The organism is Pseudomonas sp. 5P_3.1_Bac2 (assembly GCF_025465995.1).
Taxonomy (GTDB): domain Bacteria; phylum Pseudomonadota; class Gammaproteobacteria; order Pseudomonadales; family Pseudomonadaceae; genus Aquipseudomonas.
Window position 1 is genome coordinate 1 of the sequence record NZ_JANLNY010000017.1, and the last position, 17,726, is coordinate 17,726.

The window sequence follows — 17,726 nt, forward strand, 5'->3', positions numbered from 1 at the left end:
TGGCGCAGCGTCAGCGTCTCAGCTTTGCGAGCGCGCGCCTTGGGTCAGACCGAACATAAACAGCAGCAAATCTTCGTCCGTTTTCATCGCCTCAACACGGCGCTCCTGTGCCGGCAGCGGGCAATAGCTCAGATTCTTCGGTGCGATCACTTGGGTTTTTGGCTCATGCCATGCGGCTGCAGCAACGCAAGTTACGCCGACTGCACCGAGCAGAAACAAACCTCGTGCAATTTCTAGCTTCATTACTGCAACCTCTTGAAATTTCGAGTAGCTGAGTGCGTACCTTAGGGGACTACTGAGCAAAGCTGTTCACTTACTGACCAACGGTCAGCGCGCGTCAGACAATCAGTTCAGCAAGGTTGCCAGCAATATAGAAGCACGATAGTACTTAATAATGACTTTGTAGCAGTTGCGCGCCTACCAACACCAGCCACGTGGGGGCAAACGGCATGCGCGTGGTCAGTTTTGTGATGGCGGTCGCGGACCTGCAACTGCGCCACAAAAACAAAGCCCCGTGCCGAGGCACGGGGCTTTGTCAATCACGTCCGGGCTGCAGTCTGGCGCAGCCCGTAGGGTTGCCGGGTGGCTTACATCATGCCGCCCATGCCGCCCATACCACCCATGCCGCCCATATCTGGCATCGCTGGCTTGTCTTCAGCCACTTCAGCGATCATCGCTTCGGTGGTGATCATCAGGCTGCCGATGGAAGCTGCAGCCTGCAGCGCAGTACGGGTGACTTTAGCTGGGTCAAGGATACCCATCTCGATCATGTCGCCGTAGGTGTCGGTCGCAGCGTTGAAGCCGAAGTTGCCGGAACCTTGCTTAACTTTGTCGACCACTACGCTTGGCTCGCCACCGGCGTTGGATACGATCTGACGCAGCGGTGCTTCAACAGCACGACGCAGCAGAGCGATACCGACGTCTTGGTCAGCGTTGTCGCCTTTCAATTCGCTGATCGATTGCAGAGCACGTACCAGTGCTACGCCACCGCCAGGTACCACGCCTTCCTCAACGGCTGCGCGGGTAGCGTGCAGGGCGTCTTCAACGCGGGCTTTCTTCTCTTTCATTTCAACTTCGGTGCCGGCACCGACTTTGATCACGGCAACACCGCCAGCCAGTTTGGCCAGACGCTCTTGCAGTTTTTCTTTGTCGTAGTCAGACGAAGTTTCTTCGATTTGCTTACGGATCTGCGAAACGCGAGCTTCGATATCAGCTTGCTGACCAGCACCGTCGATGATGGTGGTGTTTTCTTTGCTCAGGATCACGCGCTTGGCGTTGCCCAGGTGCTCCAGAGTGGTGCTTTCCAGGCTCAGGCCGATTTCTTCGCTGATCACAGTACCGCCAGTCAGAACGGCGATGTCTTGCAGCATGGCTTTACGACGGTCGCCGAAGCCTGGTGCCTTAACGGCAGCGACTTTAACGATGCCGCGCATGTTGTTCACTACCAGCGTCGCCAGGGCTTCGCCTTCGACGTCTTCAGCCACAATCAACAGCGGACGACCGGACTTGGCCACAGCTTCCAGAACTGGCAGCAGCTCACGGATGTTGGAGATCTTTTTGTCGACCAGCAGGATCAGCGGGCCGTCCAGCTCAGCCACCATGGTGTCTGGCTTGTTGATGAAGTAAGGGGACAGGTAGCCACGGTCGAACTGCATGCCTTCTACAACCGACAGTTCGTTTTCCAGGCCCGAGCCTTCTTCAACGGTGATGACGCCTTCTTTGCCTACTTTTTCCATGGCTTCAGCGATGATGTCGCCGATAGCGCTGTCGGAGTTAGCCGAGATGGTGCCGACCTGAGCAATCGCCTTGGTGTCTTCGCAAGGCTTGGACAGGGCTTTGATCTCTTTGACGATAGCGATGGTGGCTTTGTCGATACCACGCTTGAGGTCCATTGGGTTCATGCCCGCAGCGACGGCTTTCAGGCCTTCGTTAACGATGGCTTGAGCCAGAACGGTAGCGGTAGTGGTGCCGTCACCAGCTGCGTCGTTGGCCTTGGAGGCAACGTCTTTAACCAGTTGCGCGCCCATGTTTTCGAACTTGTCTTTGAGTTCGATTTCTTTGGCAACCGAAACACCGTCTTTGGTGATGGTTGGAGCGCCGAAGCTCTTGTCCAGAACCACGTTACGGCCTTTCGGGCCGAGGGTGGCTTTAACTGCGTCAGCCAGAATGTTGACGCCAGTCAGCATTTTTTTACGGGCGGAATCACCGAATTTAACTTCTTTAGCAGCCATGATCTTTATTCCTTAATAGGTTCAAGTAGCGCGGAATTCTTAGCGGCGTAGCGCTGAATTAACCTTCGACGACCGCGAGGATTTCGTTCTCGCTCATCACCAGCAGGTCTTCACCGTCAACCTTGACGGTGTTGCTGCCGGAGTAAGGACCAAACACCACTTTGTCACCGACTTTAACGGCCAGAGCACGCACTTCACCGTTGTCCAGCACGCGGCCAGTACCTACAGCGACGACTTCGCCACGGTTCGGCTTCTCAGCAGCGGAGCCCGGCAGCACGATGCCACCAGCGGTTTTCGATTCTTCTTCGCTGCGGCGGATTACGACGCGGTCATGCAGAGGACGAAGCTTCATTGTCGATCTCTCCCTAATAGGTGGTTTATACAGCCGGTGCAGTCACCGGCGGGTTAGCAAAGTCCGGCGGAGCCGGTAGCGCCACGCTGGGCGTAGCGCTGAAAGTCGATCTATTCTTAACAGAAAACCTTGCGGTGCCAGCTACATAAGGGCGCGCCAAGGGATTTCAAGGGCGAGGCTCGAATATTTTGTTGAGAAGCGTCAGTCGCGACGCTCGTACTCACCTTCGAGCACTTGCGGATGGGTCTGGCCGCTGCGCGCGGCCTGATCATCGAAGAAAGCGCGCTGACGCATGGCCTGATTAGCCGCGCGTTGGCGCAGCTTGTTGACCAGCAGGCGGCGGGTGAATGGCAACAGGCACAGCAGGCCCAACGCATCGCTGATAAAACCTGGGAGCAACAACAGGCCGCCACCGACCGCAATCAACAAGCCTTCCAACACTTCCTGATCGGGCAGCTCGCCACGGGCCAAACGCTCGCGGGCCCGCAGAGCGGTGGCCAGACCAGCTAAGCGCAGGCAGAGCATGCCGAGCACGCCGGCGGCGATCAGCAGCAATAGGGTCGGGAATACGCCAATGGCGCCGCCGACCTTGATCAGCACGGCCAGTTCAAGAATCGGGAAGAGCAAAAACAACACTAGAAAAGCACGCATCAGAGAGTCCTTTACGGAAGATCAGCTTCCAATAAAAGTGAAGTATGGGGCTTTGTGCTTAATTCAAGCTGAAGCCTTACCAGCGGTCGGCCACTGCGCCGCCCGCGCCAACAACACCAAGGCCTGACGCACTTCCAAGGGAGTGTTACAGGATGTTGGGAAAGGCAGCCAATACAGACTCTCACCGATGCGCAGGTTAAAGCCTTCGCTGTCGATGCCGACCATCTGCGCCGGGCTGTGCGTCGGCAAGCCGGCCAACTCGACGTAATGACTGATGGCCGCCGCATGGTCGCTGTTCATATGCTCCAGCATGCTCACCCCGGCGTCGCCGGCAAACGGGTTGGCCAGCGCCACCTGATCCAACCAGTGGATCGCGCCAAAGCCGCCGATATAGCGCCAGCGCACCGGTTCCAAGCGCCAAAAATCAAAATCATGGGCCTGGTGATAACCCTCAGCATCAGGGAAAAACCGATAGTAGCGCTGCGCGGCCGCTTCGATGTGCGCGCTGTCGCTCAATGGCTTGGCTTCAGCCAGCAGGGTCAGGCGGCCGGAGGCTTGGACGTCCTGCGCGGCGCGTTCCCCCACCAACAGCGAGCACTTGGCGTCCTGTTTGAGGTTATGGGTATGCTGGGCGATACGGCTGATCAAAAGCAGCGGCAGGCCATCACCGTCCAGACAGTAGGGTACGGCGGAACCAAAGGGAAAGCCGGGCATTGCCTTGGAATGGGTGCTGAGCACCCCACGGTATTCCTTGAGCAGCAATTCTCGGGCATTCTTACTGGCCATCTCGCTCACGTTATGACTCCTTGCATAGAACCCGTCAGTAGCGGACGGGCACTGCCGAATAAAAAATAGGTTCAGTGCCGGCAAGGTTACACCAAGTACTTAGCTTCGCTCTTGCAACCTTTAACCACTGCGAGTTGCCCAGAATCAAGCACCGCGCTGCGCAAGTAGCGCTAACTAGCTGACCCTGCAGCACGCGATAAGAACAACCCGAGGGAAATGCAATGCAATTGAAAGATAAAGTCATAGTCATCACTGGCGGCTGCCAAGGCTTGGGCCGCGCCATGGCTGAATACTTAGCCGCTAAAGGGGCCAAATTGGCTCTGGTCGACCTCAACCAAGAGCGCCTCGACGAAGCCGTTGCCGCCTGCCAGGCCCACGGTGTGGAGGCCCGCTCCTACCTGTGCAACGTCGCCAATGAAGAACAAGTGGTACAGACCGTTGCGCAAATCGCCGAAGATTTCGGGGCGCTTAACGGCCTGGTCAACAACGCCGGCATCCTGCGTGATGGCCTCACCATCAAGGTCAAAGACGGCGAGCTGAGCAAGCTGAGTCTGGCCCAGTGGCAAGCCGTGATCGACGTCAACCTGACCGGCGTGTTCCTGTGCACCCGTGAAGTGGCGGCGAAGATGATTGAGCTGAAGAACGAAGGCGCGATCATCAATATTTCCTCGATTTCCCGCGCCGGCAACATTGGCCAGGCCAACTACTCCGCCGCTAAGGCCGGGGTGGCTGCCGACACCGTGGTGTGGGCCAAAGAACTGGCGCGCTACGGCATCCGCGTAGCCGGCGTAGCGCCAGGCTTTATCGAAACGGAAATGGTCGCCAGCATGAAGCCCGAAGCGCTGGAGCGCATGACGTCGGTGATCCCGCTGCGCCGTATGGGCAAGCCAGCCGAGATCGCCCACTCAGTGGCCTACATCCTGGAAAACGACTACTACACCGGTCGGGTGTTGGAGCTGGACGGCGGCCTGCGTCTGTAATCGCCCTGCGCTAAAGCCAAGGCCCCGCAATGCGGGGCCTTGTTGTTTCAGCAGAACCTAGGCAGCAGCAGAACCTAGCCGAGCCGGCTTACCAACCGATACCCAAACCAAAGCTATAGCGGGTTTCATCCACACCGCCTTCGGCCCCTTCGACTAAATCCTTTTGCGCCTTCATGTTCAGCGAGGCCCAGTCAGTCAGCTTGTAACGCAGGCCCAAAGTGGCGTCCAAGGCGTAGTCTGCGACCCCAGACAGTGGTTTACCCACCTCCCCATCACTAAACAGCTCGACGGTTTTGCCCCACAGATAGCGGTTGTAGTCCCACTTCAGGCTGATGCCGTAGAAGCTGTCTTCACTGCCGCCCTTGTATTGGTAATCGCTGCGGTTAATCAGCGTGGCCACCGAGAAGGCGCCGAGTTCGTTATCCCAGAACTGGTAACCCGGACCCGAGCCAATCGAGCGCTGCCGACGCAGGTCTTCGATACGGTCGCGCTTGTATTCCAGGCGCCCCTGCCAGAACCAGTTCTCGTCGATAAAGCGGTCGAGGGCGTATTCCACGCTCCAATCGTTGGTAGTGACCACCTCATTGGACAGCTCGCGGTTGTACTCGGCCTTCCCGTTGTGCCGCCACAGGCCGTGACGCGCTTGGGTTTTGAGGACGATGTCGTAATCGTCGGTGTCTTTCTCGGCGCGCTTGTAATCCATCGCCGCGTCGATATTGCCCTTCCAGCTCAAGTCTTCAATCAACGGCTTGGGCTTGAGGATTTGCTCCACGCTGGCCAACTCAATGGTGCGCGGCGCCTCACCGTTGATCAAGGTCACCTTGCCTTCTTCAGCCGGCTGCAACGATTTAGCGCGCTCGCCATGATCAGCACTTTCTTTGACCAACAGTTCCTGATCACTTTCTAAGGTGGCGACTTTCTTTAAATCCAGGGCAATGCTGCCAGCGTAATCGGTAGCCAAAACTAACTTGCCGCCGTCATAGAACTTAATAGTCCCGGTTAAGCGGTCACCATTTTTCAGCCAAACCGTATCGGCCAAAGCCGGGGAAACCATTGCAATGAGAGCAAGACCTAACAGCGAGAGCGCACGCATAACTAAAACAATTTCCCCCAAGTTGACCAAGGCGGCGGATTATCCTTAATCGCCGAATTTGAGCAAGCAATGACCTGCCGCCCGGCACTTGAGTTCAGAAATTTCTTATTCAGTTTTACCAACCCACCCCAACACCCAGCAGATAACGCTGATCGCGGCTAGTCTCGCCGAGGCCTTGGGCCTGCTCCAGTTCATATAACAGCGACAGTCTGGCCCAGTTATTCAGGCGATAACGCAAGCCCACTTCACTGTCGAGCACATAATCAATGCCCTCCACTTGCGGCACTTGTAATTCACCACTGCTGTACAACTCCAGCCGGGTACCCCAAAGCAATCGCTTGTAATCCCAGTTAAGCGACAAGCTATTTAATTCGAGCTGCGACTGCTCAGTGGTGAGTTGCAAACGATTGAATTGGGTAATCACATCTAGACGGCCGAGTTCACTTTCCCAAAAGCGATAACCGGGCCCTGTACCTAAGGAACGCTGGCGCCTGAAAAAACTAAACTGATCTTCATCCTGCTCGGCATTTATCCGCCAAAACCAGTGATCGTTAATAAAACGGTCAAGGCTGTATTCCAGCTGCCAGTTATCGGCGGTTTTTTCACTGTTCTTATCCTTGCGTTCAAACTCGCCGACCAACACATGGCGCCAGCGCCCGTGCTCTAAGCGGGTGTCGCCCTTGAGCTTCCACTCCTCGGTCTGGTTGTCGTCGTCTTTGATATCCAACTTGCCGTCTAGGTTGCCCTCCCACACCCGGTCACGCAGCAGCGGCCGTGGTGGTATCAGGCGATTGATACTGGCGAGGGGCACCAACTGGCTGTCGTCATTGACGACGCGCACCATGCCGTTGTCCGCCGCCGCCAACTGCTTGCTATGCTCACTGTCGAAGCCCTGGCGACGCACCAGCAGTGGCTTGTCCGAGCTTAGGGTGGCGATATCGCGCCAGCTGATCAGCACTTGCCCGGCATACTTGGTTTTCAGCGCCAGCTTGCCGCCATCTAACAATAAAATTTCACCGCTAAGCCGATCACCGTTGTTCAGCCACACCGTATCGGCCCAAGCCGGCGCAATCATCAGCGATAACATCAGTAACAGAGCACGTAAGGGCATGTTGAATAAACCGCATAAGAGCTTAATAAGTGAGCCCCGGCAGCCCCCGGCCAACAGCCATGGCGATCAACCGCAGCAGCGCCGCACAGCGCTGTACACAGTATTGGCGCAGATCCCCAGCGGTACTGTGACCACGTACGGGCAATTGGCCGAATTTGCCGGATTAGGCCGCGCCGCCCGCTGGGTCGGGCGCACCCTCAGTCAATTACCCGAGGACAGCCAACTGCCCTGGCACCGGGTGATTGCCGCTGGCGGCCGGCTCAGCCTGCCCGCCGACAGCCTCAGCGGCATAGAACAACGCCAGCGCTTAGCGGCCGAAGGGGTGTTAATCCGCAATGATCGGATAGATGTGCAGCGCTATGGCTGGCGCCCAATGGAGCACAGCGGTTAGAGTGCGCCCCTACTTAGCTAAATTTTAGGCTGTTACCCGCTCAATGCCTCGTAAAAGCTGGCGCGAAGCCATCGCTGCCTACTCCAGTCCCTCGACTTTGGTCTTGCTCCTGTTAGGGTTTGCCGCTGGCCTGCCCTATATGTTGGTGTTTTCTACCCTGTCGGTTTGGTTACGCGAAGCGGGCGTTGCCCGTGACACCATTGGTTTTGCCAGCCTGATTGGCCTGGCCTATGCCTTTAAGTGGGTGTGGTCGCCACTGCTCGACCAATGGCGCCTGCCGCTCCTCGGCGGCTTAGGCCGGCGGCGCTCATGGCTGGTGCTGTCGCAGATATTGATTGCCATCGGCCTCGCCGGCATGGCCCTGTGTGATCCACACACCCATCTGACCTGGCTGATTTCCCTGGCGGTATTGGTAGCGTTCGCCTCGGCCACCCAAGACATTGCGGTGGACGCCTACCGCCTAGAGATCGTCGACGACACCCACCAAGCTGCCCTCGCCGCCAGTTACATGGCGGGCTACCGCGTGGCCGCCTTGCTCGCCACCGCCGGCGCGCTGTATTTCGCCGAAGGCTTTGGCTCCACCACCCAGCTCTATCAACACGGCGCCTGGGCCGGCACCTACCTATTGTTTGCGCTGCTGATGCTGCCCGGCCTGCTCACCAGCCTGTGGATGAAAGAGCCGCCGGTATCCCTGCGCACTCAGTTAGCCGCAGCGCGCTACGGTTTTACCCACCAGATTGCCTCGGTATTTGTACTGATTGTGCTGTTGGTATCGGTGCCGGCGATGTGCTCGCAGTTTATCCAGAGCGATATTCTCGAAGTGCTGCTGGGCAACATGTCGCCTTTAGAGCTGCTACTGGAAGATCGTGCCTTCCTGCGCGCCCTGCTCTACACCATCCTCACCACCCTGTGCCTGTCGTCCATGGGCCGCCGTGGTCTGGCACCGGTACTGACGCCGGTGAACGACTTTATTCAGCGCTACCGCTGGCATGCCTTTGTTCTGCTGGGTTTGATCGCTACCTACCGGATGTCCGATACGGTGATGGGCGTGATGGCCAACGTGTTTTATATCGACCAGGGCTTTACCAAGGATCAAATCGCCAGTGTCAGCAAGCTGTTTGGCTTGATCATGACCCTGCTTGGCGCCGGTATCGGCGGCCTATTGATTGTGCGTTTCGGCATTTTGCCGATTTTGCTGATTGGCGCGATCACCTCGGCGGCGACCAACTTGCTGTTCCTGATGCTGACCAGCATGGGCGCTGATCTGCAGATGCTAATCGTCACCATCTCCGCCGATAACCTCAGCGCAGGCCTGGCCACAGCAGCCTTCGTGGCCTATCTGTCCAGCCTGACCAACCTCAAGTTCTCGGCCACGCAATACGCCTTGCTGAGCTCCATCATGCTCTTGTTGCCCCGCTTAATCGGTGGTTACTCTGGCGTCTTGGTGGAAAAACTCGGCTATGCCGAATTCTTTTTGTTCACCGCCATTCTCGGTTTACCGACCATTGTCTTGATAATTGTGCAGTGGCGCCGCGAACAAACTGAACAGGCAGACAGTCAAAAGAACAACAATCAATCACCTTAGCCACCGCTATGAGCCATAAACCCGGCGCTTAGCTGAGGCGAAGTACCACGGAAGACTGTAATGGCATCAGTAGTAAATGACGCCTTCCCCTCAGACCTGCAAGGCTGGTGGAACACCCAAGGCGAATGGGTCGAGGAACCCAACGAACGCCGCAGCGGCAGCAGCGGCGTGCAACGTCTGAATCTGCATGGTCAAACCCTCTACGCCAAGCGGCAAGTGGGCCACATCTATCGCAGCCTGCGTTACCCCTTAGGTCGGCCGACCGTATTGCGTGAGCGCGACGCCCTGCTCAGCGCCGCCCGTGCCGGGGTTAACGTGGCGCAAATCGTGTTTTGCGCCGCCGAGCAAAATCCTGAAGGCTGGCGGGCGATCTTGGTCACCAAGGCCCTGGACGGCTTTGTCACCATCGATCAGTGGTATGCCGAAGGTCAGCGCCAACGCTATGGCGAAGCTTTTCACAGCAGCGTACTTGAGCAGATCGCTAACACCCTGGCCCTCTTGCACCGCAGCCGGCGTCAGCATAACTGCCTGTACGCCAAGCACATTTTCATTCGTGTCGATGAACAGGGCGCCGCGCCACGGGCGGTGATCGCCCTGCTCGACTTGGAAAAATCCCGCCTGCGCCTAAGCGTTAAGCAGGCAGCCATGCACGACATGCTGCAACTGCGCCGCCATTCGGCGTGGAGCACAGAGGAGTGGCAGAGCCTGATCAGCGCGTATCAGATCGCCATGCAGCGTAGCTTCCCCGAGCTGTTTAACGCCGAGCGCAAGCGCGACTACCGCCCGCAATAGACGCCTCGCACCAAAGCAAAACGCCACGCAGAACGTGGCGTTTTTTATGGCAAACAACTGGCGCGGGATCAGTCGCGGAAGTTGTTGAATTGCAGCGGCATGCCGAAGTCTTTGGCGCGCAGCGCCGCGATGGCTTCTTGCAGGTCATCGCGCTTTTTGCCAGTGACGCGTACTTGCTCGCCCTGAATGGCGGCCTGGACTTTGAGCTTGCTGTCTTTGATATGGCCGACGATTTTCTTCGCCAGCTCCTTATCGATCCCTTCGCGCAGCAGCGCCTCTTGCTTGACCACCTTACCCGATGGATAGGCGTCTTTGAACTCCAGACACTGCACGTCGATCTTGCGCTTGATCAGCGCCAGCTTGAGGATTTCCTGCATCTGCTCCAGCTGGAAGTCCGCGTCGGCCGTCAGGTTGACGGTCAGCTCTTTCAACTCAAAGCTGCCTTTACCGCGCAAATCATAACGACGCTCCAGTTCCTTGATCGCGTTATCGATGGCGTTGGTCACTTCATGTTTGTCCAGCTCGGACACCACGTCGAACGATGGCATGGTTTTGCTCCACTAACAGGGCGCATTGGCTAAATGCTTGACGCGCCTGGCTTGACGATTAAAAAAACAACCCATTATATAGCGCTACTAACAAACACTGCCTGACGAAGTATCAGGCGTAGAAAATTCTCCGTAGCGAGCTTGTCCATGCCCACAGCGCATTTGAGCATTTTGGTGGTTGATGACGCGAAGTTCTCCAGCGCCATGATCGGGCGAGCCCTCAGCCAAGCGGGGTATCAAGACGTACGCTTTGCCAGCAGCGCCGCCGAAGCGCTGCAACTCCTAGAACAGCGCCGCGCCAGCATTTTATTGGCGGATTGGCTGATGCCCGAGATCAACGGCCTGCAACTGACCGAACACGTACGCCAGTTGGATGAAAGCGCCAATCACTACACCTATGTGATCTTGCTCACCGGTAAAGAGGGCGAGAACGTGCTGGGTGAAGCCTTTGACGGCGGCGTCGATGACTTCATCAATAAAGCGGTGATGAACGAGCAACTGGTGCCGCGGGTTTTCGCCGCTGATCGGCTGTGCAATTCCCTGCAACGCCTGTTGCTGGAAAACCGCCGCCTGAGCCAAACCGTCGCGCACCTGGAGGCACGTAATCTGGTCGACCCGGTGACCGGTTTAGGCAACAGCCGCTATTTAAAGCAGAAGCTGCACGATAGCCTGCGCCAGATCGAGTCCCGTGGCGGCGCCCTGTGCTACCTGGTGCTGGAGCTGCATGACGCGGCCGCCCTGCGCCAACAGCATGGCCGCGAGCTGTATCAGGAGCTGCTCAACAGCGTGGCGCGGCGTCTGCAACAACTGGTGCGGCCGCTGGATATTCTGGTGCGTTTAGACGCCCAAAACTTTGCCCTGTTGACCTTGCTCAATGACCTGCAAGAATGTGCCCCCGGCAGTTTTAAACGCCTGCACGATGGCATCAACCACAAAGCTTTTAAGACCAGCCAGGGCTTTATCACCCTGAAAGCCGGAATCAGCTTGGTTGGCCTCGACGCCAGCGGCCTGCCCAATACTCCCGATCACATCATGCAGCTGGCACACAGCCAATTACCTGAGGCGCACCTTAGCGGCCGGGTCACCGCTATGCGTCTGCCGCTGACCCATTGAGCCTGATTTTTTATGTGGCATATCCTCGGTGCCGGCAGTCTCGGCACCCTCTGGGCGACGCGCTTAGCACGCGCGGGCCTGCCCGTTGCTTTAATCCTGCGCGACTCACAGCGCTTAGCCCGCTATCAACAAGCCGGTGGCCTGAGCCTAACCGAGCAAGGGCATACGCACCGCTACCCCATTGCCGCGCAAACCGCAGACGCCACACAGCCGATCACACGCCTATTGGTCGCCTGTAAAGCCTATGACGCGGCGAACGCGGTGGCCCAAGTGGCCCAGCGCCTAAGCCCCGACGCGCAGGTCATCCTCCTGCAAAACGGTCTGGGCAGTCAGGCGCAAGTCGCCGCGCTGGTGCCCCAAGCCCGCTGTATTTTTGCCTCCAGCACCGAAGGGGCTTTTCGCCAAGAGGACTTTCAGGTGGTATTTGCAGGCCAAGGCCACACCTGGCTCGGCGATCCGCAGGATAGCTGCGCACCTGACTGGCTTGGTGACTTGCAGCAAGCCGGCATCAGCCATGAGTGGACGCCAGACATCTTGAGTCGCCTCTGGCGCAAGCTGGCCCTTAACTGTGCGATCAATCCACTGACGGTGCTGCATGACTGCCGCAATGGTGAGCTGCGCCAGTACCCCAGCGAAGTGGCGGCGCTGTGCGACGAACTCAGCCAACTGCTGCTCGCCTGCGGACAAGCCAGCGCGGCGGCGGGCCTGCACGAACAAGTGCAGCAGGTGATTGAGGCCACGGCGCATAACTACTCCTCCATGCACCAAGACGTGCAGCAGGGCCGGCGCACCGAGATCAGCTACCTGCTCGGCTATGCCTGTCGCGCCGCGCACCAACAGCAGTTACCGTTGGTGCAACTGCCGGCCTTGCAGCAGCGCTTAGTCCACCATCTGCAGGCGCGTGGATTGCCCAGCCACTAAGGCCGCGCTACCCTGCCCTAATCCCGCCATCACGATCTTTACCTGCCATGCTGCGTCACCGCCTGAAAAACCTTTCGGTTGGCCGAAAACTGCTGGTCGCCTTGCTGGCCTTGCTCGCCACTGTGCTGCTGGTGGCCAACTTGGCGTTTATCAGCGCGGCTTACTGGATTTCCCAGGAAAGTGTGGCGCCGCAGGCCCTGCACACCCTCGGCCGGCTGATTGCCAGCCGCCAACTGAGCCAACAAGCCCTGGGCTCAGCGGAAAGTGCCAAGACCCTGCTGCAACTGCTCGACGACTACAGCCCGCTGCGCGCGGCGGTGATCTACGACAGTAACGGACACAGCCTGGCGCAGCTGCATCGCGGCGGCAAACTGCACCTGCCGCCGCGCGTTGAGGAAGTAGCCTCGTGGCAACACGGCGAGTTTCGCATCAGCCAATTGGTCGAGTTGCCCCAAGCCCATGATGCGCCAGGGCATTTGTTGCTGGTGGCGTCCAGCGAGCTGCCGGTGGCGTTCTACACCGGCACATTGACCGCCAGTGCGGTGATTCTGGCCTTCAGCTTGCTGTTCTGGCTGCTGGTGTCCCGACAAGTACGGCGCCTGATCACCCGGCCGATCCGCCGTCTAGAAGAGCTATCGCGGCAGGTGACCCGCGAGGAGAACTACTCGCTGCGCGCGCGCCGGGGCAATGCCGATGAAATCGGCAGCTTGGCCGAGGCCTTCAATACCATGCTGATCCGCATCGAAGCCCGCGAGCAGGAACTCAAGCGCGCCCGCGACGATGCCCAGCACGCCTTCGACCAAGCGCAACACCTGGCCGAAGAAACCCGCCACTCCAACCGCAAACTGGCGCTGGAAGTGCAGGTGCGCAGCAAGATCGAGAAGAAGCTCACCGGCTTTCAGAACTACCTCAACAGCATCATCGACTCCATGCCCTCGGCCTTGATCGCCCTGGACGAGGATCTCTACGTCAGCCAGTGGAACCAAGAGGCCAGCAGCCTCTCGGGGACCAGCCTGGACGACGCGGTGAATCAGCCGATCTACCTCGCCTTCCCGCCGCTTAAGCCCTATCAGCATCTACTCAGGCGTACCGCCGAGCTGCACCAAGTGGAGAAGATTGAGCGCGTGACGTGGGGCATCAGCGGCCAGCCACGGCACTTCGCCCTGACCTTCTACCCCCTGACCGGCAACAGCGGCCGTGGCGTGGTGATCCGCATCGACGACATCACCGAACGCCTGAGCCTGGAAGAGTTGATGGTGCAGTCGGAGAAGATGCTCTCCGTCGGCGGCCTCGCCGCGGGCATGGCCCATGAGATCAACAACCCCTTGGGCGCTATGCTGCACAACGTGCAAAACATCCGCCGCCGCCTGTCCAGCGAACTGGATAAAAACCGCGCCCAGGCCGAGCAGATCGGTATCAGCCTGGAAGCGATCGACCAATACCTGCAAGCGCGGGAGATTCCGCAGTTGCTCGATGGCATTCAGCAGGCCGGCAACCGCGCGGCCAAGATCGTCAGCCATATGCTCAACTTCAGCCGCCGCAGTGATCGCCAGTTGCTGCCTTGCGACCTCGGCGCGCTGGTCGATCAGGCGCTGGAAATCGCCAGCAATGACTTCGACCTCACCGACAGTTTCGACTTCAAGAGCCTGCTGATCGAGCGCGATTTCGACTCGCAGTTGCCGGCCATCCCCTGCATCGCCAACGAGCTGGAGCAGGTGCTGCTCAACCTGTTGAAAAACGCCGCGCAGGCTATCCATATGCGCTCTGACGACAGTGCGCCCGGGCAGATCACCCTGCGCACGCGCATGGCGCCGCCGTGGGCGGAGATCCAGGTCGAGGACAACGGCATGGGTATGTCGGAGCTGGTGCGCAAACGTATTTTCGAGCCGTTTTTCACCACCAAGGAGGTCGGCCAAGGCACTGGTCTTGGCTTGTCGGTTTCCTATTTCATCATCACCAACAACCACAAAGGGCAAATGGAAGTGCAGTCCACGTTAGGCCAAGGCACCTGTTTCACCCTGCGCCTGCCCCTGACTGCCACCAACGCATATACAGGCTAATTTATGGGTTTTCGTCTTTCTAAAATTTATACCCGTACCGGCGACGCCGGCGAAACCGGGCTGGCCGATGGCCGCCGGGTACGCAAGGATCACCCGCGCATCGAAGCCATCGGCGAAGTCGATGCGCTGAACAGCCAACTCGGTTTACTGCTGGCCGATCTGGCCGAGCAAGAAGGGATGTGGCCAGGTCTGTCGGAAATTATCGAAGTGCTGACACCCTGCCAACACCGCCTGTTCGACTTAGGGGGCGAGCTGGCCATGCCGGAGTATCAGGCCCTGCAAACAGCGGAAGTGGAGCGCCTAGAAGCGGCCATCGACCTGTGGAACGAAGAAGTCGGCCCACTGGAGAACTTCATCATGCCCGGCGGCTCCCGCCTGATCGCCCAAGCCCATGTGTGCCGCAGCCTAGCCCGCAGCAGCGAGCGGCGCTGCCAGACCTTGAACGCCGAGGAGCCGGTACGCGCGGTCAATCTGGCCTATATCAACCGCATGTCCGACCTGCTGTTTGTCGCTTCACGCCTGATTGCCAAGCGTCAGAACATCCAAGAAATCCTCTGGCAGCCTGCGGCTAAAGAGCCAGACCGCGAAGGCTAAGCCGGCGCTTGAGTTAATTCAGCAAACTGAGGCGGCTGCAAAACTCACGCAGCTCGCCACTCAGTGGATCGGTAAAACTCAGGGCCCGCGCCAGCAGCTTTAGCGGCTTGCTGTAATCGTCGGGCTCATCCGGCGCCGCGGTCACCTCGGGGTAGAACGGATCATTGAGGATCGGCGCACCGAGGGCCGCCAGATGCACGCGCAGTTGGTGCTTCTTGCCGGTCACCGGATACAAGCGATATAACCAATGCTCAGCCAGCTGCTGCGCCACCTCTACGCGGGTTTCACTGTTGGCCTCACCGGGGCCCTCCTGCATACGAAAAAACGGCTCAGCGTCCACCAGGCGATTCTTACGCAGCAAGGGAAAGCTTAGGTGCGGCAACGCCTTCGCCAAAGCCTCATAGCACTTGTCCATTTCCCGCAGGCGAAACAGCGCCTGATAGGCGCCACGGGTCTGCTTGTTGGTGGAAAACAGCACCAGCCCTGCGGTATGCCGATCGATGCGGTGCAGGGGCACGATATCAGGGTTGCCGAACTGCTTGACCAGGCGCGCCTGCAAGGTTTGCTCAACGTATTGGCCGGCCGGCATCACCGGTAAAAAGTGCGGCTTATCCGCCACCAACAGGTGTTCATCGATATGCAGCACCTGGTGCTCGAAGGGGATCGGCGTCTCGTTCGGCACTTCACGGAAATACTGCACCTTCAGCCCTTCGCGATAAGCGCTGTGCAGATCGAGCGCCTGACCTTGGGCATCCAACACCCGGCCGCGGGCAAAGCGCTGCTGCCAGGTATGCGCATCAATGCCAGGAAAGTGCGCACACAGGCACTCATACACCGTTACCCATGGGCCACGGGGCAAATGCAAGGTGCTGGGGCGGCTGCCGTTAACGCTCACGGCGCATTATTCCTGCGGCCATAGACCACGAATGCCGGCAATGCCTTGGGCACCGATCTGCCAGGCCCGCTCACGCTCAACCGGAGTCATGCCGCCGAGCAAGAACGCCGGCTGGTTAAAGCCCTGCAACAGCTCACCGGCCTGCTGCCAACCCAGCGGCGTGGCATCCGGGTGAGTGGCCGTGGCTTGCAGCGGCGACAGGGTGACAAAATCCACGCCCATCTGCGCTGCCAGCGCCAACTCCTCGGCGTTATGGCAGGACGCGGCCAGCCAACGCTGCGGCGGGAAGGGCCGGCCATTGGCCACGTATTTACGCAGTTGCTCAGCCGTCAGGTGCCAGCCCGCAGCGGGAAAATCGCCCAGCCACTCCAGCGGTCCCTTGAGCATCACCTGCGCCTTGCCGGCGCACAGCCCCATGACATCCACCGCCAGGTCGCGGTACTGCGCATCGAACATTGCCGGGGCGCGCAGTTGCAACAGACGCACGCCCTGCTCGACGGCTTTATGCACACCGTTGAGCAGCTCTTTAGGGCTCAACTCATCCGGGGTAATCAGGTACTGATCGGGCAAACGCGCCGCCGCCATAATCGGCTGGTTGGCGGCGGGAAACTCATAGTCGTTTAGCTGCCGAGGGCTCACCCACGCAAGTGGCTGGCCTTCGGCACCGTGGGGCTCTCCCGTGAAGGCGCTGACTTCCCACACGTCGAGCAACACGCTTTTGTCCGTATAGGCATGGCGCACTTGGATCAGCGGACGCGCCGTAGTCGGACGAATCCCCAGCTCTTCAAACAACTCGCGGGACAGAGCCTGCTCGACGCTCTCACCTGCCTCGACCTTACCACCGGGGAACTCCCACAGACCGCCTTGGTGTTTATCGTCTGGGCGTTTGGCGAGCAGGATTTGTCCTTGATCATTGCGGATAACCGCCGCGGCGACATGGATAGGTTTCACGGCAAATCTTCCTCTTGTGCAGCTTGATACCAGCGCTGAAACGCTGGCCATTGATAGATAGTGTCGACATAGGCGCTGGCCTCCACGGGGAGTGCCACCTGATAACTGCGAAAACGGCTGGCCACTGGCGCAAAATACGCATCGGCGATGCTCGGTGCGCCAAACAAAAAGGGGCCGTTTTGGGCAAAGCGCTGTCGGCACTCAAGCCAAATAGCGCAGATACGCTGGATATCGGCCAGCACCTCAGGCGCAAGCGTAGGCAATGGCTGATCACGTTTGAGGTCCATCGGCAGATGGCTGCGCAAAGCGCCGAAGCCTGCGTGCATTTGCGCACACAGGCTGCGCGCCAAAGCCCGCGCATCCCGCGCCTGCGGCCATAAAGCGGCCTGTGGATAACACTCCGCCAGGTACTCAACAATGGCTAACGAGTCGCCAATAACGCCGTCGGGGCTATGCAACACCGGCACTTGACCGGCGGACGAATGCTGCAGCATCCGCGCCTTGCTGTCAGGCCGATTAAAGGCAATCACCTGCTCTGTATAAGCCACCCCGGCCAGCTCTAAAACCAAGGCTGCCCGTAACGACCACGACGAGTAAGTTTTATCGCCAATAATCAGAGTCAGCGACATGTGCGCCTCCTGCCTGGCATCGGTTAGTCAGATGCGCACGCTA

At 58.8% G+C, this 17,726-nt stretch carries 19 protein-coding genes; 8 read left to right on the plus strand and 11 right to left on the minus strand.

Annotated features, from left to right (window positions below; translation table 11 throughout):
* Positions 1-18: 18 nt before the first annotated feature.
* The 5 genes from NTD81_RS10720 to NTD81_RS10740 all read right to left on the minus strand — a co-directional run bounded on the left by NTD81_RS10720 (position 19) and on the right by NTD81_RS10740 (position 4,029).
* On the minus strand, positions 19-243 hold the full coding sequence (locus NTD81_RS10720; protein WP_262182292.1) for a hypothetical protein: 225 nt from the start codon (positions 241-243) through the stop codon (positions 19-21).
* Between the two features lie 344 nt (positions 244-587).
* Positions 588-2,231, minus strand: a complete 1,644-nt coding sequence (gene groL / locus NTD81_RS10725; protein WP_262182293.1) for a chaperonin GroEL — start codon at positions 2,229-2,231, stop codon at positions 588-590.
* A gap of 58 nt (positions 2,232-2,289) precedes the next feature.
* Positions 2,290-2,583, minus strand: a complete 294-nt coding sequence (locus tag NTD81_RS10730) for a co-chaperone GroES (RefSeq protein WP_038412213.1) — start codon at positions 2,581-2,583, stop codon at positions 2,290-2,292.
* Positions 2,584-2,784: 201 nt separating this feature from the next.
* Complete coding sequence (locus NTD81_RS10735; protein ID WP_262182294.1) at positions 2,785-3,234, minus strand: FxsA family protein; 450 nt, start codon at positions 3,232-3,234, stop codon at positions 2,785-2,787.
* Positions 3,235-3,297: 63 nt separating this feature from the next.
* On the minus strand, positions 3,298-4,029 hold the full coding sequence (locus NTD81_RS10740; protein ID WP_262182296.1) for a HugZ family protein: 732 nt from the start codon (positions 4,027-4,029) through the stop codon (positions 3,298-3,300).
* Between the two features lie 212 nt (positions 4,030-4,241).
* Between NTD81_RS10740 and NTD81_RS10745 the strand changes: the two genes are divergently transcribed.
* A complete protein-coding gene (locus NTD81_RS10745; RefSeq protein WP_262182297.1) occupies positions 4,242-5,000 on the plus strand; it encodes an SDR family oxidoreductase in 759 nt (252 codons plus the stop codon).
* An 88-nt stretch (positions 5,001-5,088) separates the two neighbouring features.
* Here the strand turns inward: NTD81_RS10745 and NTD81_RS10750 are convergent, their stop codons facing one another.
* Entirely contained in the window at positions 5,089-6,093 is a 1,005-nt protein-coding gene (locus NTD81_RS10750; protein ID WP_262182299.1) for a DUF481 domain-containing protein, read from the minus strand.
* A 115-nt stretch (positions 6,094-6,208) separates the two neighbouring features.
* Positions 6,209-7,204, minus strand: coding sequence for a DUF481 domain-containing protein (locus NTD81_RS10755; RefSeq protein ID WP_262182301.1), 996 nt, complete (start codon positions 7,202-7,204; stop codon positions 6,209-6,211).
* On the opposite strand from NTD81_RS10755, the gene NTD81_RS10760 reads away from it, so the two are divergent.
* The 3 genes from NTD81_RS10760 to NTD81_RS10770 are packed head-to-tail and all read left to right on the plus strand — an operon-like array spanning position 7,203 to position 9,972.
* Entirely contained in the window at positions 7,203-7,595 is a 393-nt protein-coding gene (locus NTD81_RS10760) for an MGMT family protein (protein ID WP_262182303.1), read from the plus strand. The genes NTD81_RS10755 and NTD81_RS10760 overlap by 2 nt on opposite strands.
* Positions 7,596-7,638: 43 nt before the next feature.
* A complete protein-coding gene (locus NTD81_RS10765; protein WP_262182305.1) occupies positions 7,639-9,180 on the plus strand; it encodes an AmpG family muropeptide MFS transporter in 1,542 nt (513 codons plus the stop codon).
* Between the two features lie 60 nt (positions 9,181-9,240).
* The gene (locus NTD81_RS10770; protein WP_262182306.1) at positions 9,241-9,972 is read left to right on the plus strand and encodes a lipopolysaccharide kinase InaA family protein; all 732 of its coding nucleotides are present in this window, start codon (positions 9,241-9,243) and stop codon (positions 9,970-9,972) included.
* A 68-nt stretch (positions 9,973-10,040) separates the two neighbouring features.
* Here the strand turns inward: NTD81_RS10770 and NTD81_RS10775 are convergent, their stop codons facing one another.
* On the minus strand, positions 10,041-10,520 hold the full coding sequence (locus NTD81_RS10775) for a YajQ family cyclic di-GMP-binding protein (RefSeq protein ID WP_262182307.1): 480 nt from the start codon (positions 10,518-10,520) through the stop codon (positions 10,041-10,043).
* Between the two features lie 147 nt (positions 10,521-10,667).
* Here NTD81_RS10775 and NTD81_RS10780 point away from each other — a divergent pair, with 147 nt between their 5' ends.
* The 4 genes from NTD81_RS10780 to NTD81_RS10795 are packed head-to-tail and all read left to right on the plus strand — an operon-like array spanning position 10,668 to position 15,208.
* Complete coding sequence (locus NTD81_RS10780) at positions 10,668-11,633, plus strand: response regulator (RefSeq protein WP_262182308.1); 966 nt, start codon at positions 10,668-10,670, stop codon at positions 11,631-11,633.
* 12 nt (positions 11,634-11,645) lie between these two features.
* Complete coding sequence (locus NTD81_RS10785; protein WP_262182310.1) at positions 11,646-12,554, plus strand: putative 2-dehydropantoate 2-reductase; 909 nt, start codon at positions 11,646-11,648, stop codon at positions 12,552-12,554.
* Positions 12,555-12,601: 47 nt separating this feature from the next.
* Positions 12,602-14,614 carry an ATP-binding protein gene (locus NTD81_RS10790; RefSeq protein ID WP_262182312.1) on the plus strand — a complete coding sequence of 671 codons (2,013 nt, stop codon included), beginning with the start codon at positions 12,602-12,604 and terminating at the stop codon, positions 14,612-14,614.
* Between the two features lie 3 nt (positions 14,615-14,617).
* Positions 14,618-15,208 carry a cob(I)yrinic acid a,c-diamide adenosyltransferase gene (locus NTD81_RS10795; protein ID WP_262182313.1) on the plus strand — a complete coding sequence of 197 codons (591 nt, stop codon included), beginning with the start codon at positions 14,618-14,620 and terminating at the stop codon, positions 15,206-15,208.
* Between the two features lie 13 nt (positions 15,209-15,221).
* Here NTD81_RS10795 and NTD81_RS10800 read toward each other — a convergent pair whose 3' ends face one another.
* Genes NTD81_RS10800 through NTD81_RS10810 form a run of 3 tightly spaced genes read right to left on the minus strand, consistent with a single transcriptional unit; the run spans position 15,222 to position 17,683 of the window.
* Positions 15,222-16,103: an RluA family pseudouridine synthase gene (locus tag NTD81_RS10800; RefSeq protein WP_262182315.1), complete on the minus strand. Its 882-nt coding sequence runs from the start codon at positions 16,101-16,103 to the stop codon at positions 15,222-15,224.
* A gap of 6 nt (positions 16,104-16,109) precedes the next feature.
* Positions 16,110-17,054, minus strand: coding sequence for a Nudix family hydrolase (locus NTD81_RS10805; RefSeq protein WP_262182316.1), 945 nt, complete (start codon positions 17,052-17,054; stop codon positions 16,110-16,112).
* Positions 17,051-17,683 (minus strand): glutathione S-transferase family protein, encoded by a 633-nt coding sequence (locus NTD81_RS10810; protein WP_262182317.1) that lies wholly within the window; start codon positions 17,681-17,683, stop codon positions 17,051-17,053. The genes NTD81_RS10805 and NTD81_RS10810 overlap by 4 nt, the downstream gene beginning before the upstream one ends.
* Positions 17,684-17,726 lie beyond the last annotated feature (43 nt).